The organism is Mameliella sp. AT18 (assembly GCF_028807275.1).
GTDB classification, from domain to species: Bacteria; Pseudomonadota; Alphaproteobacteria; order Rhodobacterales; family Rhodobacteraceae; genus Antarctobacter; species Antarctobacter albus.
On the sequence record NZ_JARAMO010000083.1, the window covers coordinates 22,546 to 37,952 of the forward strand.

The following is a 15,407-nucleotide window of genomic DNA, read 5'->3' on the forward strand; positions in this document are numbered from 1 at the left end:
ATGTGCTTGGGAATACCCGGACAGATCGTCAAGATCACCGACGAAACCCGCCTGATGGCGCTGGCGGACGTGTCCGGCGTGCGCCGTGAGGTCTCTGTCGCCTGCGTCGCAACGCCGGACCTGTCCGACCTGGTGGGCGAATGGGTGCTGATCCACGTGGGCTTTGCCATGAGCCTGATCGACGAGGACGAAGCCGCCAAGACGCTGGAGGCCCTGCGTGGCCTGGGCGAGGCGCAGGAAACGCTGGAGGCGATGGCCGACGGCGCCGCCGCACTGGAGGGCAGCCAATGAGATATGTCGAGGAATTCCGCGATCCCATCGCCGCCAGGGGCGTGCTGGCCGCCATCGGCAAGGTGGTCGACCAGATCGGCGCCACCGCCGAAAACCCCGTGCACATCATGGAAATCTGCGGCGGGCACACCCACGCGATCTTTCGCTACGGGCTGGATCGCCTGACGCCCCCGGGGATCGAGTTCATCCACGGCCCCGGCTGTCCGGTCTGTGTGCTGCCGATGAGCCGGATCGACGAATGCGTCGAGATCGCCGAACGCCCCGAGGTGATCTTTACCACCTTTGGCGACGCGATGCGGGTGCCCGGAACGCGCAAGTCCCTGATGCAGGCCAAGGCCGATGGTGCCGACATCCGCATGGTCTATTCCCCGCTCGACGCGCTGGAAATCGCCCGGCGCAATCCTGACCGCGAGGTGGTTTTCTTCGGCCTGGGATTCGAGACGACCACGCCCTCGACCGCGCTTTCGATCCAGCAGGCGGCGCGCGAAGAGCTGAAGAATTTCAGCGTCTTCTGCAACCACATCACCGTGCCGCCCCCGATCAAGGCACTGCTGGACGATCCGCACATGGTGCTGGACGGGTTCGTCGGGCCGGGTCATGTCAGCATGGTGATCGGAACGCATCCCTATGATTTCATCGCGCAGCTGTATGGCAAGCCCATCGTCGTCGCCGGGTTCGAGCCGCTGGACCTGTTGCAATCCGTGCTGATGGTACTGGAACAGATCCGCGACGGGCGGGCCGAGGTCGAAAACCAATATGCCCGCATCGTCCCGGAACACGGCAACCCGGTCTCGCTGGCGGCCATCGCGGATGTCTACGAACCGCGCCCGAGTTTCGAATGGCGCGGCCTTGGAGAAATCGACGCCAGCGGATTGCGCATCCGCCCCGCCTATGCCGCCTATGACGCCGAGGAGAAATTCGGCGTGGGCTATGGGGCGGGTCCGCGTATCGTCTCCGAACCCGAGGGCTGTGCCTGCGGCCAGGTGATGACGGGCCGGATCAAGCCCACGGGGTGCCCGCAATACGGCACCGGCTGCACGCCGGAAATGCCGCTGGGCGCGCTGATGGTCAGCTCTGAAGGGGCCTGTGCGGCCTATTTCCAGTACGGCGCAACCGAAGATGCCGTGACGGAGGCCGTGCAATGACGATGGAACGCCCGATCATCCCGTCGCGCCTGCGCGGAGAGCGCGTGACTCTGGCCCACGGTGGCGGCGGCAAGGCCATGCGTGACCTCATCGAGGAGATCTTTACCGGCGTCTTCCAGCCCCCCGGCACCGAGGACCAGGCCCGTCTGACGGCGCAGGCGCTTTCGGAACCGGGTGCGCAGCTGGCCTTTACCACGGACAGTTTCGTGGTCTCGCCGCCGGTCTTTCCCGGCGGCGACATCGGCAAGATCGCGGTCTGCGGCACCATCAACGATTTGGCCGTCGGTGGGGCAAAACCCCTGTGGATGTCGGCCGCCTTCATCATCGAGGAAGGCTGTGAATTCGAGCTGCTGCGGCGCATCGTGGCCTCGATGCAGGCCGAGGCCGAGAAGGCCGGCGTGCGCATCGTGACCGGCGACACCAAGGTCGTCGGTCGTGGCGCCGCGGACAAGGTCTTTGTCACCACCTCCGGCGTAGGTGTGATACCGCCGGGCCGTGACCTGCAGGCGGGCAACATCCGTCCGGGTGACGTCGCACTGGTCAACGGTGTGTTGGGCGATCACGGCGCGACGATCCTCGCCGCGCGTGGTGACATGGCCCTGTCCACCGACATCCAGTCGGACTGCCAGAGCCTGAACGCCCTTGTCGAAGCGGTGCTGCATGCCGCCCCCAATGCCCGCGCAGCCCGAGACGCGACACGCGGCGGGCTGGCCTCGGCCATGAACGAGATGGCAGAGACCGCCGGCGTCGCCATCGAGATCGACGAAACCGCCCTACCCCTGCGGCCAGAGGTCAAGGGCGTCTGCGAGGTGCTGGGGCTGGACCCACTTTACCTGGCCAACGAGGGCACGCTGGTGGTCTTTGTGCCCGAGGCCGAGGCAGAGGCCGCCCTGCACGCGATGCGTGAAACCGAGGCCGGGCGCGGCGCGGCGCGCATCGGCCTGGCGAAACCCGGCCCGGCGGGACGGGTCACGATGCGCACCGCCTTTGGCGGCCAAAGGCTGGTCGATACGCTGGTGGGTGAACAGCTGCCCCGGATCTGTTGATCCGGGTCAGGTAAAGTAATCGCAGTTGGCGTCCTTGATGTCGGGCAGCCGCCCGATGGTGCCGGACAGATGCGCCCGCATCGCGTCGGTTGCCCCCTGCCGGTCGCCGGCCTGGATGCGGTCGACCACCGCGCGGTGCCCCGCGACCACCGAATGCAGCTTGTCACTGCGCGGCAGGTCCAGCGTGCGCAGGCGGGCCATCTGGCTGGTTTGCTCGATCACCAGGCGGTGCACGGCCTCGTGCCCGGCGGCGATGAACAGCGCCTCGTGGAAACTCTCGTCGAGTTCGCGGAACAGCTCGATCTGGTCCGGCTCGTCGACCAGCGCCTGCTGGATCCTGAGATAGCCCAGCGCCTTGCTCAGGTCCGCGTCCGGTGTCCGGCACAAGAGGTCCACAACCTCGCATTCCAGGCCGCTGCGCAGGAAGTTCTCGTGCCGCAGGCGTTCGCAATTGATGCGCGTCACCTCGGTGCGGGACTGCCGGTAGGACACCACCAGGTCGATCTATTGCAGCCTTTGGATCGCCTCGCGGATCGGCGACGGGCTGACGCCGAATGCCTCGGCCAGCTCGGCCCGGCTGAGGATCGTCCCCGGCGGGAGTTTCAGCGTCACGATCCGCGCGCGCAACTCTTCGAAGACGCGGGTAGAAGCCGCGACATTGGCATTGACCGAGATCTTTTCCGATGCGCGGGCACCGCGCAGGTCAGGGCGTGTCATGGGCGCCCCCGGTCTATGCATGTCTGGATCGGCAAGGCTAGTCTCGTCATCCCATGATCGCCTTGGGTAGTGCCAGCGACAACCAGGGAAAGGCAAGCAGCAAGACGAAGAAGACCACCACCGCCAGGAAGAAGGGCACCGCCGCGATGAAGGCCGGGGAATAGCCCTGCTCGCGCATCGACGGCCCCAGGAGCCGCGCCTCCATCGAGGCATCGGCCACCGCAGAGCCGGAAATGCCCTCCCCATCAGCATGGACAGCACGATGGAGACCTGCGCCAGCCCGCCCGCCAGCCAGCCGGTCAGCAGGCGCGAGTAGCGGACAAGGCGCTCCGTGATGCCGGCCTCGTTCATCAGGTTGCCCGCCAGGATGAAGAAGGGAACCGCCAACAGCGGAGAGCTTTCCAGCGCCGTCACCATCTTCTGGATCGCGACGGTGGTGGGCATGGTGCCGTCAACACGAAGACCGGGATCACCGCCAGCATCAGCGAATAGGCGGCCGGCAAGCCAATGAGCAGGAACAGGGCGAACAGCGCCGCGATCAGAAGCAGCATCAGCTTTCATCAGCTTTCCCTCACGCGGGCCAGGAATTCAGTGGCACAGCCCCACGGGCACGGCGAGATGGATGAAGGACTTGGGGATTTGCAGTGCGCCCTGCATCCGCTTGTGCATCAGGGGCACGTTGATCATGGCATGGTACAGCAGGTAGGCTAGCAGCCCCTTCACCACCACTACGTTGACCAGCTCGATCCACCTGCGGGCGGGGCCACATCGGCCAGCGCCTTGTCCCCCAGCTCGATGGTGAGGTTGGAGGCATAGCGCCCGTTCTCGACCACCAGGTCGCGCAGGATTGCCTTGTGCTCGTCCGACAGTTGGTTCCACGAGGCGGCAGAGATCACCGGCGCCGTGACCAGCTGGATGTGCCCGGTCTTGGTGACATGCTCGATGACCTCGTAAAGCTTGGCCCCCTTGATCGCGGTCGGCTGCGCCTCTGCCGCGTCGATGGTGCCCAGTTGCAGCGCGGAATAGACCTCGCCCCAGGCGATCGGGGTCGGTTCGGGGCCCATCGCGCGAATGGTCTCGATCCAGACCGATGCGCCGATGGTGCGCATCCTCACACCCGCCAGGTCCGCCGGGCCGCTTACAGGTGTCTGGGTCAGCGCATGGCGCGCGCCCTGGTACCAGGTCGAGGCCAGCATCACGAGCCCTGCCTCCTCTGCCAGTACGTCACCCCAGCCAAGGTAGGCGTCGGACAGGGAGAACTTGTCCGCGTCCTCGTAGCTGTCAAAAAGGAACGGTGCCGACATGATGACCAGCGAAAGGACGAATTCCGACAGCCGCGCCACGTCGGTCACGGCGCCCACCCCGGCCCCTGCGCGGACCTGGTCCAGCATCTCTGTCGTGTCACCCAGCTGGCTGTTGTGAAAGACTTCGACGGTCACCCCGCCGCCCGTCGCCTCTGCGACCTCGGCAGCGAACTTGTCCAGCCCCTGCCCCATTGGATCGTCCGGCGCCAGGACCCTGCCGATACGAATGGTGGTTTCGGCCAGTGCCGCGCCGGCCAGCCCCGCCGCCAGCAAGGCAGCCAGGCACGTCGTCTTGGTAAAAAATGGTCGTGCCGCCCTCCCTTGGTATTTTTTTGTTAATTGATATTTTAATCTTATTCGAACATTGAACGATCCCAGATTTCAGTAAATCGTCTTGCCCCGCCCGAACCGGGCCGCCGAATGGTGGAAGGGAAAAGCCATGTCCACGGGCCGGACACCCGGGCATCCGAACACGAAACCGTGCAGTCGGGGGCACTGGTCGGGACAGGCGGTGGATGGCAACTATGTAAGCAAACATCCCCGTCGAAAGCCGTTCCGGACGTCTTTCTCTGCGAACGACTATACGAAAGGTGAAAGAGATGCGAAACGGTATTCAGCCGACATGGCTGCCCTGCTCGCAGCTCTCAAGAACGGATCGAACATGCGTTTCCTGAAACAAGTTATCTTGTCCGCCGTGATCCTGATCGCGACCCTCTTTCTCTGGCTGAACTATGTCCCCGGCGCGGCATCTTTCCTGGACCGCACCGGCGTGACGGGCCTTTTGGGGATCGAGGCCGCGGCGGCGGACGTCTCGAACACCGGTGGCGGCTTTGGTCCGCGCGGTCCGGCGCAGGTCGTCGTGGCCGTCGTGACAGAAGCCACGACCAACGACCGGGTCGATGCCATCGGCGACATCCGCGCCCTGCGCAGCGCGACGCTGCGGACAGAGGTCAGTGGCGAGGTCGTGCAGGTGGCGCTGGAAACCGGGGGGTTTGTGGACAAGGACGCCGTGATTCTCCGGCTGGACGACGAGGCGGAACGGATCGCCGTGGAACGGGCACGCCTGCTGCTGGAAGACGCCCGCGACGCGGCAAGCCGGTTTTCACGCCTGCAGGATGGCGGCTCTGTCACCGAAGTGCGCCAGCGCGAGGCGCAACTGCGCCTTCGGACCGCCGAGCTGGAGCTGAGCGAGGCCGAGTTCGCCTTGTCGCTGCGCACCGTGCGCGCGCCCTTCTCCGGCTGGATCGGCCTTGTGGACGTGGCCATCGGTGAACGCCTGTCGCCCACGGACGTGATCGCCACCCTGACCGACCGGTCCGAGATCCTGGTGGATTTCCGCGTTCCCGAACGGGTGGTCGGCCAGGTCGAGCCCGGCATGCCGATCGAAGCCCGCCTGCTGGGAGTCGACGGGGCGGACGCCCTGACCGGAGAGATCCACGCCGTCGACAACGTGGTCGACCGCAACAGCCGGACCCTGCGGGTGCAGGGACGGCTGGCCAACGAGGACGACCGCCTGCGCGCGGGCATGGCCTTTACCGTCACGCTGCGCTTTCCGGGGGAAACCCTGGCCGCCGTCGACCCGCTGTCCGTGCAATGGTCCAGCGAGGGGTCCTACGTCTGGGCCGTGCGCGACGACAAGGTCCGGCGCGTTGGCGTGACCATCCGCCAGCGCGACGCCGACCGGGTGCTGGTGGACGGGGACCTTAGCCCCGGCGACCTGGTCGTCACCCAGGGCGTGCAGACCCTGCGCCCCGGCGCAGAGGTGGCCATCGCCGGACGCACCGAAGCCCGCGCCACCCTGCCCGGCGCCACCAAGCCGAGTGTCACGCGATGAAGGAAAGCTCTGCAGCCGTTTCCGGGTCGGGCACCGCGCTTTTTGTCCGCCGCCCGATCTTGGCGCTCGTCCTTTCCGCCCTGATCGTCCTGGCCGGATTGGCCGCCGTCTTTGGCGTCGAGGTGCGCGAACTGCCGAACGTGGACCGCCCTGTCGTCACCGTGACCACGCAATTCCCCGGCGCCTCTCCCGAAAGCGTCGACCAGGAGGTGACAGGCCGCATCGAGGGCGCCGTGGGCCGTGTGGCCGGCGTGCGCTCGATTTCCTCCAACTCGCGCTTTGGTCGGTCGCGGGTGACGCTGGAATTCGAGGATGACGTCGACCTGGATGTCGCCGCGACCGACGTCCGCGACGCGGTGGCGCGGATCGCCAACCAGATGCCCGACGGCGCCGAAACACCAGAGATCGTCAAGGCCGACGCCAACGCCCAGCCGGTCGTGCGCATCGCCGTCACCTCTGCCGGGCGCTCGCCGCAGGAACTGACCCGGATCGTGCAGGAACGGGTCGAGGATCGGCTGTTGTCGGTCAACGGCGTGGCCGACCTGCAGATCTACGGCGACCGCGACCCGATCTTTCGCATCGACATCGACCAGTCGGCGCTAGCCGCGCGCGGCCTGACGCTGGCCGACGTCCGGAACGCGCTGGCGGATGTGGCCTTTGACGCGCCGGCGGGCGACCTGTCGGGTAACAGCCAGAGCATCGCCGTGCGGACCTCGGCGACCGTCGCAACCACGGCCGAGTTCGAAGACCTCGAAATCGCCGAGAACGTCCGCATCCGCGACGTGGCCACTGTGACCCTTGGCCCGGCCCCGAATGAGACCGTCCTGCGCGCCAACGGACAGACCGGCATTGGCCTGGGCATCATCCGCCAGGCGACGTCGAACACGCTGGAAATCTCCTCGGCGGTGCGCGCGGTCGTGACCGAACTCGACGAGGCGCTTCCCGACGACGTCTCGATCTTTGTCACATCTGACGATGCGGTGTTCATCCGTGGCTCGATCGAAGAAGTGCTCAAGACACTTGGCCTGGCCACCGCGATCGTGGTGGCGGTGATCTTTTTGTTCCTGCGCGACGCGCGCGCCACGCTGATCCCCGGGCTGACCATGCCCGTGGCGCTGATCGGCACCGTGGCGGCCATCTACATGGTGGGGTTCTCGGTCAACATCCTGACGCTGCTGGCGCTGGTGCTGGCCACCGGCATGGTGGTCGACGACGCCATCGTCGTGCTGGAAAACATCGTCCGGCGGCGCAGCGAAGGCATGGGCGCCCGCGCTGCCGCCGTCCTTGGCACGCGGCAGGTCTTTTTCGCGGTGGTGACCACAACGGCCACGCTGGCGGCGGTTTTCGTGCCACTCTCCTTCCTGCCCGGCCAGGCCGGCGGGTTGTTCCGGGAATTCGGGTTCACCCTTGCGATGGCGGTGCTATTGTCATCAGTCGTGGCGCTGACGCTCTGCCCGGTGCTGGCAAGCCGCCTGCTGACCGCAGAGCCGAACCCCAACCCGCGCGGCCCCTTTGTCTGGCTGGGCAACCGGCTGGGCGCGCTTTACAAGGCGACGCTGGAATGGGCCCTGGCGATGCCCTTTGTCGTGCTGCTGGTGGCCGTGCTCTTCTCGGCCACGGCGGTCTTTGTCGCCGGTGGCATCCGGCAGGAACTGACCCCGCGCGAGGATCGGGCGGTTGCCCTGCTGTCCGTCTCTGCCCCGCAAGGCGTGTCGCTGCAGTACACCACCTCCAAGATGGACGAGATCGAGGCCCTGATCGAGCCGCTGCGCGAGACCGGGGAAGTCACCAACATCTTTTCCATCACCGGCTTCGGCTCGGACAACCGGGGGTTCATGGTCTTTTCCCTGGCGCCCTGGAACGAACGTGACCGCAGCCAGGACGAGATCGTCGGAGAGATCAACGGCAAGCTGCGCGGCGTGATCGGCGTGCGGGCCTTCGCGATCCAGCCCAACTCTCTGGGCATCCGGGGCGCGGGCCGTGGCCTGTCCTTTGCCATCACCGGGGATAACTATGCGCAGCTTGCCGATGTGTCTCAACGGCTGGTGGAGCGGATGCAGGAGAACCCGGCCTTCGGCCAGGTCCGGCTGGAATACGAGACCACGCAGCCGCAGCTTTTCATCGAGATCGACCGCGAGCGGGCCTCTGACCTGGGGATCGACATCGCGGGTCTTGGGGACGCGCTGCGCGCGGTCCTGGACGGGCGCACCGTAGGATCGGTCTTTATCGACGACCGCAGCTATGACATCCAGATGCTGTCGACCTCGAACCCGGTCGACGACCCCAGCGACCTGAAAAACATCTTTGTCCAGACGGGGGACGGCCAGACCGTGCCCATGTCCAGCTTTGTCAGGTTGGAAGAGCGCGCCATCGCGCCCGAGCTTGACCGTGAAGGCCAGAACCGCTCGGTCGAGATCTCGGCCGGGCTGACGCCGACCTTGGCACTTGGCGACGCGATGACCCAGGTACAGGCACTGGCAGACGAGATCCTGGCCGAGGAAAACCGCATCGTCCCGCTGGCCGAGGCCGCGACGCTGGACCAGACGGCCTCCGGCCTTGTGCTGGTCTTCGGCTTTGCCATCGCGGTGGTCCTGCTGGTGCTGGCCGCGCAGTTCGAAAGCTTCATCTCGGCCATCGTGGTCATGGTGACGGTGCCCATCGGGCTGGCCTGTGCCGCCTTCGCGCTGCTGTTCACCGGGTTGAGCCTGAACGTCTACAGCCAGATTGGCCTGGTGATGCTGATCGGGATCATGGCCAAGAACGGCATCCTGATCGTCGAGTTCGCCAACCAGCTGCGCGATGGCGGCGCCACGGTGCGCGACGCGATCCTAGACGCTTCGACCATCCGTCTGCGGCCGGTGATGATGACCATGACCTCGACCGTGCTGGGTGGCGTGCCGCTGATCCTGTCGGCGGGCGCGGGCGCCGAGGCGCGCGAGGCGCTGGGATGGGTCATTGTCGGCGGGTTGGGTCTGGCGACCTTCTCGACGCTTTACCTGACGCCGGTGGCCTACCTGCTGCTGGCCCGCTTCTCTCAGCCGCGCGTCCAGGCCATGCAGCGGCTCGAAACCGAGCTGGAAGAGGCGCTGGCCTGACAGATCAACCAAGGTCAGAGGCCCTGCGACAGGGCCTCTGACCGGCATTTGCCGGAAGGCGCCGGGGCGATCCCGCATCTAGAGCGTGAAGTCGTCCTCGGTCAGCCCGACCACGTTCGCCACCCGGATTTCACCATCGACCAGGCCGTCGCCGTCGACATCCACCTGGATGATGGTCGAGCCGGAGGGCATCTCCATCAGCCGCAGCTCGGGATTGCCGGAGGGGTCGAACGCCGCCGTGCCGCGGAATTCGAGCACGCCGGGCACCACCCCGGCCAGCGAGATCATGTCTACGCCCTGCTCAAAGTCGAGGATCTGGTCCCGGTTGGCGTTGGCCCCCATCTCGGCTGCAGAGGCAAAGGCGAAACAATCGGCATCGGCGCCGCCGGTCAGCATGTCACGCCCCATTCCGCCGATCAGCAGATCCTCGTCATCGCCACCGCGCAGGACGTCATTGCCGCCGTCGCCGCGCAGGTTGTCGAACCCCTCGCCCCCGACAAGCGTATCCGCCCCCTGTCGCCCGATGATGATGTCGTCACCGCCCAGGCCCTGGATGAGGTTCCCCAGGTGGTTCCCGCGCAGCGCATCGCCCCAGGTCGATCCCAGGATGTTCTCGACCGAGGAATAGGTATCGCCCCGGGCATCGCCCGTGTTCGAGGCGGGCGCGGCAAGATCGGCGATGATACCGGCATCGGAGGACAGGTAGCTGGCCGTGTCCGTCCCCGTTCCGCCGATGAGCCGGTCGCCGCCAAGATCGCCCTGCAGCAGATCGTTGCCGCCCCGGCCGATCAACGTGTCGTCGCCGATGCCGCCGGTCAGCCCGTTGTCGTTCGGATCGCCGCGCAGGCTGTCGGAGAAAGCGGAGCCCTCCAGGTTCTCGATACCGATGTAGCTGTCGCCTTTCGCCTCGCCCGAGTTCATCGCCGGGAATTGCAGGTCCGCGATCAGGCCAGCCGAGGAGTCGCGATACGACGCGGTGTCGGAGTCACCGCCACCGTCGAGAATGTCCATTCCCATGCCGCCGATCAAGGTGTCGTCGCCCTCCTGTCCCCGGATCGTATCGTTGCCCGCGTCGCCCCAGACAAGGTCATCGCCCGCGCCGGCCTCGATCAGGTCCGACCCGTCCGGACCGGGGGCCGTGCTGCCGCCGTGGATCGTATCGTCGCCGCTGCCGGCAAGGATGGTGTCGTTGCGGCCACCGCCTTCGAGATAGGCGGCCCCGGGCGTGCCAAGCACGATATCGTCGTTGAGGTCGCCGATGCCTTCGGCTTCGAAGGTCGTGAAGTTGAAACTTGCGCGAACGATCCCGACCGTCATGTCGGAAAATTCGAGCTCCGTGAAGCTGGTCAGGATATCCATCCCGTCCGGGCCGCTCACTTCGATGACGGGGTTGATGCCGAATTCGGTGGGATGGATGAGATAGGATCCGCGCAGTCCGGAAAATAGCGCCGTGCTCTGGTTGTCGAGAACGGACGACCAGCTCCCGCGGAGGAGATCATTTCCGGGGCCGCCGTCGATGATCGTGTCAATTGTCGCCAAGGCGCTGATCGTATCCTCGCCCATGCCGCCTTCGGCTTGCACAAGGCCAAAGCCCGAAAGGAACATCAAGTCATCCGCAATCCTCCGGACCCCGTCGGAGAACAGGATGTCACCCAGTAGTCCCGGGCTACCGCCGCTCTGGATTTGCACCGTACGATCGTCAAAGACAAGCCGCTCGACATTGGTCAGCGTGTCGGTGCCCTCTGGCCCCTCGACCTGGACATAGCGGATGCCCGCATCCGCGTAGGAGGTCACGACATATTCCGACCGTTTCCCGTAATAGATCGCCAGATCGAGACCGTCGCCGCCGTCTATCGTGTCGTCGCCCGGCCCGCCGATCAGCGCGTCGTTATCCTCGCCGCCATTGAGGATGTCATTGCCTTCGTTGCCTTCCAGCCGGTCGCCGCCGGTGCCGCCCTCGACCGTGTCGTTGCCTTCATTGCCCTTGATGATGTCGGGATCGCCGCCCCCCTGCAGCAGGTCGTCGCCGTCGTTGCCGATGATCAGGTCGTCGCCATCGGTGCCGGCCACGGTGCCGGCATTGTCGAAGCCCGGGATGCTGGGCAGGATGAACTGTTCGCCGTCGGTCAGGTCAAGATAGTTGGCGACCAGTTCGGCGAATTCGACGCGGTCGATGCCGAACCATTGCAGCGTCTGTTCCAGGACCCAGGCGCTGCACTCGGCGAACCAGATTTCGTTTGCCGATCGCGCCTCGGGGTGATCCGAGGCCACCGGGTTGCCGGCATCGTCATAAAATTCGCCCGAATTGAGCGTGATGATCCTGTCGATGGAGGGGATGTAGTACTGATTGGTCGTGCCCGCGACCAGGTAGGGCCCCTCGAAGTCTCCTGCAGCGTTGTCGACAACGTCGGGGGAAAAGGCGAAGGGAGTGCCGTAGTACCCCGACGCAAGGCGACCCTCGAATTCTTCAAAACCTGCGGAATAGAACGGGAGGAACTCGCGATCGTCAAGAAAGACCACGAACACCGAGGACGAGGGGGGATAGTCTGCCGTATATTGTTCGTACAAGGCCTGAATTGCCGGATCGTAGTCGGGCGAACCTTCGGTTTGTCTCAAGTCCTCAAAGCCGTATTCAACGCTCAGGCGTGAAATGACATAGGTGACCACGTTGTCGAAGAACGTCATGACATCTTCGATCTGACGCGTGATCTTGTCAGAGGCGATTTCGCCGCCCTCCAGTTCGCGCGCGACCTCCATCCTGGCGTACAGCGTGTAGGCCACGGCACCGATCGCCACCTTGATCGTTTCCAGGTCCTGTCCGGGACGAAGCAACTGTTCGGCCTGCGACAGCGCATCTCGCAGAGCGCGCGAGGCATCGGAAATGATTTCGCCCCGATCGACGTCCTGGTCGATGGCGTAAGACGCCAACAGGTCGAGCGCGCTTTTCGCGCGTGACTGTGCACTTGCCAGAAGCTGTTGCTGCACGCCGGAAAACTGCGAAACGATCAGATCTGTCAAGGCGGCTTCGAGTTCGGTGATATCGTCGCGAAGTCCGTCGATCTCGGCCTTCAACTCTTCTCTCAACGCGGCGATCGCCGCCAGACTGGGATCCTCGACATCGCTGAAAGACCCGTTGCCGTTCACATGAGAGCCAATTTCGGATGCAATGGTGTAAACGGTGCCGGCGATTGTCAGGACGTTGGCGATTGCGCTGAATCCGTTTCCGCCCACAATGCCGGAAACGCCGCCGCTGGTGGCGGTGAAGAAGTTGGGCATGTTATTCCCCCTTGGCGCGGCAATTGTGGCGTTGTCACGATTATTGCCGCCGCCAATCTCGCCTCGCGGGATTTGAAACAATCGATGCCGAAAATTAACCATGTCTGGTCAAAACCGGGCCATCGTGCAATTTCGCCCCCCTTAAGTCAAAGGTCATTTTGCGGCGGCGTGGCCGAAGCAGATCTCCGAAATCGGGGCCGGCCATACCGGGGCGAAATATAACCCGGATACCGCCAAATGGCGTCTTCGACCGTCGTTCGGAACTGTTGCCGAAGTGGCGCGAATGGCAAGCCTCTCCATCCGCGCCCGGTGTTCGCGCACCGCCAGGGCGCTATCGCCTCTCGGTCGGCTCGCCGATCAGTCCGAATATCCCGGCATCTCGACGTCCAGCCGCCGCCGGATCGCGTGCCATTCCAGTTCCCCTTCGTAGCCGTACCACTCGCTGGCATCCATGTCGGACAGGTGGCGCGCCTGCTCTGCCTCGGGGATAGTCCGGACCGTCGCGCCACCGGCCGCCGCCTGCTGGACCTGCAATTGCACGGCACAGGCCTGATCCAGGTAGAACGACCGAAAAAAGGCTTCGCCTGCGCTGCGCCCGAAGACAAAGGCGCCGTGCCAGGCTTCGACGATCATCTTTCTGCCCTGCCCCGCCGCACGCAGACCGGACAGGAAATCATCGGTACACTCGAATTCATAGTCGGTATAGCCGATCACATCGGCACCCCCGATCATCAGGTAGGCCTGGCTGTAGGGGCCGACGCCTTCGGCCTGGGCGCTGACGCCCATGATCGCCTTGGTGTGGATGTGCATGATGCAATTCATGCCTGGATCGGCCTCGAAGAAAAGCTTGCCGATCTCGGTCGCCGAGGGGTTCGGCTCTCCGTTTTCGGGGGTCTGGTTGGTCCGGTCAAAACCCACCTTGACCAGGTTCGAGGCCGTCACCTCCTCGTGCATCCAGCCATAGTGATGCGTCAGCAGGGCGTCCTCTCCGGGCACGCGCATGGCGTGCCACTGGTTCGTCAGGTCGGTCAGGCGGTATTTCACGAGCGCGTTGTAGATCGCCGCCAATTCGCAGCGCGCCTCCCATTCGGCATCGCTGCAATCCGCGCGGCGGCCCTTGTTAGGGGCCGGGGTCATGACGGTCATGGCTATTCTCCTGCCGGGTCTGTTTTCCGACATGCTATCGCGCCGCATTTTCAATACTGTCCATGAAACACGAAAAACTATCCGTCAAAGCCCATGCCCCACGTTTGTTTCGTCCTTCATCCACGGTTCCAGATGCTGGCCTATGTCCTGGCGAGCGAGAGCTTGAGGATCGGCAACAAGCGGGCGGGTCATTCCCTGTTCACATGGGAAACCCGGTCGGCCCTGTCCGCCCCTGTCGAGGCCTCCAACGGGCGCAGCGTTGCGCCTGACATCCGGGGATGGGGCGCCTCGACGCCGCCCGATCTTGTCCTTGTCATCGCGGGCTACGACCCGCTGGCCGTGGTGCCTTCGGGGCTTGCCGCCTTCCTGCATCGTGCCGACCGGACCGGGGCCATCCTGGGGGGCATCGACACGGGCGTTGCCGTGCTGGCCAGTTGCGGGTTGCTGGGCAGCCGTTCCGTGGTCCTGCACCACGAGGCCGAACCGGAGTTCCGCGAGACCTGGCCCGAGATCGACGTGATCGACGCGATCTATGCCCTTGATGACCGGCGACTTTCAGCGGCGGGGGGAACCGCGACCGGGGATGCGATGCTGGCCTGGATGGCGCGGACCCGGTCCCCGGCATTTGCCGATGAGGTGGCGCAGGATCTGGTCCACGGCTCCATGCGCCCCGCCGCCCAAAGCCAGCGCCCCCAGGACACGACGGACCCGATCCTGCAGGCGATGCGGTCGTTAATGCTTGCCCACCTCGAGGCCCCTCTTCCCGTGGAAGAGATCGCCATGCGGCTGGGCCAAAGCCCCCGGCAACTGCGATCACGGTGCAGCGCCGCGCTGGGGCAAACCCCGTCGCACTACTATCTGCGGCTCCGGCTGGACCATGCCCGCGCGCTGCTGAAAGGCACCAGAATGTCCGTGACCGAGATCGCCCTTGCCACCGGCTTTGGATCACATGCAGGGTTCAGCCGGACCTTTCGCCAGGCGACAGGCCTCACGCCCCGGGCGTTCCGGACCCGCGCCCAGCCCGGGACGCAGGGCCGCTAGGCAAGCGCCACGGAGGCCGCGATCAGCACGATGGTGCTCAGCATGCCCCATTGCAGCATCTGGAAATGGGTGTTCTGGCCGCCCTCGTGGCCGAACCAGTAGCAGAAGTAATTTCCGGCCACGAGAAACCCGGCCCAGACAAAGCTGAACGCCCCGGCCCCGACCAGGCCAAGCGTCAGTGCCGTCGCGACCGAAGCGGCACCAAGCAAGGCCAGCAGGACGCTGACCGCCGCCGCCCAGAGCAGCACCATCGCCAGCAGCTCGAAGGCCACGATCACCCCGAACAGCCATTTCCGCAAACGGGTGTTGGTCAGGCGGCGATAGGCGACATGCACATAGGCCTCGGGGTAGTCCTCGCGCATGCGCGCCATGTCCATCACCTCGGCGGTGTAGGTTTCGTTGAGAAAGGGATGGAACAGGTTTTCCAGGGCCCCAACGGTCATCCATGCGGCCATGAAAACAAGGTTGGCGCCACAGAGGGCAAGAATGACGGTATCGAGCATGTCGGTCGG

The 15,407-nt window shown here is 65.2% G+C and carries 15 protein-coding genes and 1 pseudogene; 6 read left to right on the forward strand and 10 right to left on the reverse strand.

What is annotated here, in order from left to right; all coding sequences use genetic code 11:
- From PVW46_RS11410 to hypE, 3 genes are read left to right on the forward strand one after another with little or no spacing between them, the layout of a single operon-like run.
- Nucleotides 1–291: a HypC/HybG/HupF family hydrogenase formation chaperone gene (locus PVW46_RS11410; RefSeq protein WP_043145603.1), complete on the forward strand. Its 291-nt coding sequence runs from the start codon at nucleotides 1–3 to the stop codon at nucleotides 289–291.
- Nucleotides 288–1,436, forward strand: coding sequence for a hydrogenase formation protein HypD (gene hypD / locus PVW46_RS11415; RefSeq protein WP_069209639.1), 1,149 nt, complete (start codon nucleotides 288–290; stop codon nucleotides 1,434–1,436). The genes PVW46_RS11410 and hypD overlap by 4 nt, the downstream gene beginning before the upstream one ends.
- Nucleotides 1,437–1,438: 2 nt before the next feature.
- Nucleotides 1,439–2,482, forward strand: a complete 1,044-nt coding sequence (gene hypE, locus PVW46_RS11420; protein ID WP_069209675.1) for a hydrogenase expression/formation protein HypE — start codon at nucleotides 1,439–1,441, stop codon at nucleotides 2,480–2,482.
- Nucleotides 2,483–2,488: 6 nt separating this feature from the next.
- On the opposite strand, the gene PVW46_RS11425 is transcribed toward hypE, so the two are convergent.
- The 7 genes and pseudogenes from PVW46_RS11425 to dctP all read right to left on the reverse strand — a co-directional run bounded on the left by PVW46_RS11425 (nucleotide 2,489) and on the right by dctP (nucleotide 4,776).
- Nucleotides 2,489–2,977: an FCD domain-containing protein gene (locus PVW46_RS11425; RefSeq protein WP_274575972.1), complete on the reverse strand. Its 489-nt coding sequence runs from the start codon at nucleotides 2,975–2,977 to the stop codon at nucleotides 2,489–2,491.
- A 9-nt stretch (nucleotides 2,978–2,986) separates the two neighbouring features.
- Complete coding sequence (locus PVW46_RS11430; protein ID WP_274575974.1) at nucleotides 2,987–3,199, reverse strand: GntR family transcriptional regulator; 213 nt, start codon at nucleotides 3,197–3,199, stop codon at nucleotides 2,987–2,989.
- Between the two features lie 46 nt (nucleotides 3,200–3,245).
- Nucleotides 3,246–3,419 (reverse strand): hypothetical protein, encoded by a 174-nt coding sequence (locus tag PVW46_RS11435; protein WP_274575975.1) that lies wholly within the window; start codon nucleotides 3,417–3,419, stop codon nucleotides 3,246–3,248.
- A gap of 80 nt (nucleotides 3,420–3,499) precedes the next feature.
- Nucleotides 3,500–3,643 (reverse strand): annotated as a pseudogene (locus PVW46_RS28750) (TRAP transporter large permease subunit); the annotation flags it as partial.
- Nucleotides 3,610–3,750, reverse strand: a complete 141-nt coding sequence (locus tag PVW46_RS11440) for a hypothetical protein (RefSeq protein WP_198544055.1) — start codon at nucleotides 3,748–3,750, stop codon at nucleotides 3,610–3,612. The pseudogene PVW46_RS28750 and the gene PVW46_RS11440, both read right to left, overlap by 34 nt.
- Nucleotides 3,751–3,787: 37 nt before the next feature.
- Nucleotides 3,788–3,922, reverse strand: coding sequence for a hypothetical protein (locus PVW46_RS11445; protein WP_274575976.1), 135 nt, complete (start codon nucleotides 3,920–3,922; stop codon nucleotides 3,788–3,790).
- A 5-nt stretch (nucleotides 3,923–3,927) separates the two neighbouring features.
- Nucleotides 3,928–4,776 (reverse strand): TRAP transporter substrate-binding protein DctP, encoded by an 849-nt coding sequence (gene dctP / locus PVW46_RS11450; protein ID WP_274575977.1) that lies wholly within the window; start codon nucleotides 4,774–4,776, stop codon nucleotides 3,928–3,930.
- Between the two features lie 349 nt (nucleotides 4,777–5,125).
- Between dctP and PVW46_RS11455 the strand changes: the two genes are divergently transcribed.
- Entirely contained in the window at nucleotides 5,126–6,337 is a 1,212-nt protein-coding gene (locus PVW46_RS11455; protein WP_232786324.1) for an efflux RND transporter periplasmic adaptor subunit, read from the forward strand.
- Nucleotides 6,334–9,432 (forward strand): efflux RND transporter permease subunit, encoded by a 3,099-nt coding sequence (locus PVW46_RS11460; RefSeq protein WP_069209637.1) that lies wholly within the window; start codon nucleotides 6,334–6,336, stop codon nucleotides 9,430–9,432. The genes PVW46_RS11455 and PVW46_RS11460 overlap by 4 nt, the downstream gene beginning before the upstream one ends.
- 78 nt (nucleotides 9,433–9,510) lie before the next feature.
- Here the strand turns inward: PVW46_RS11460 and PVW46_RS11465 are convergent, their stop codons facing one another.
- Together PVW46_RS11465 and PVW46_RS11470 are read right to left on the reverse strand one after the other, a co-directional pair.
- Nucleotides 9,511–12,708 (reverse strand): calcium-binding protein, encoded by a 3,198-nt coding sequence (locus PVW46_RS11465; protein ID WP_069209636.1) that lies wholly within the window; start codon nucleotides 12,706–12,708, stop codon nucleotides 9,511–9,513.
- A gap of 357 nt (nucleotides 12,709–13,065) precedes the next feature.
- Nucleotides 13,066–13,854, reverse strand: coding sequence for a class II aldolase/adducin family protein (locus PVW46_RS11470; RefSeq protein ID WP_069209635.1), 789 nt, complete (start codon nucleotides 13,852–13,854; stop codon nucleotides 13,066–13,068).
- 93 nt (nucleotides 13,855–13,947) lie between these two features.
- On the opposite strand from PVW46_RS11470, the gene PVW46_RS11475 reads away from it, so the two are divergent.
- On the forward strand, nucleotides 13,948–14,895 hold the full coding sequence (locus tag PVW46_RS11475) for a GlxA family transcriptional regulator (protein WP_069209634.1): 948 nt from the start codon (nucleotides 13,948–13,950) through the stop codon (nucleotides 14,893–14,895).
- Here PVW46_RS11475 and PVW46_RS11480 read toward each other — a convergent pair.
- Complete coding sequence (locus tag PVW46_RS11480; RefSeq protein WP_069209633.1) at nucleotides 14,892–15,398, reverse strand: DUF2165 family protein; 507 nt, start codon at nucleotides 15,396–15,398, stop codon at nucleotides 14,892–14,894. The genes PVW46_RS11475 and PVW46_RS11480 overlap by 4 nt on opposite strands.
- Nucleotides 15,399–15,407: the final 9 nt, after the last annotated feature.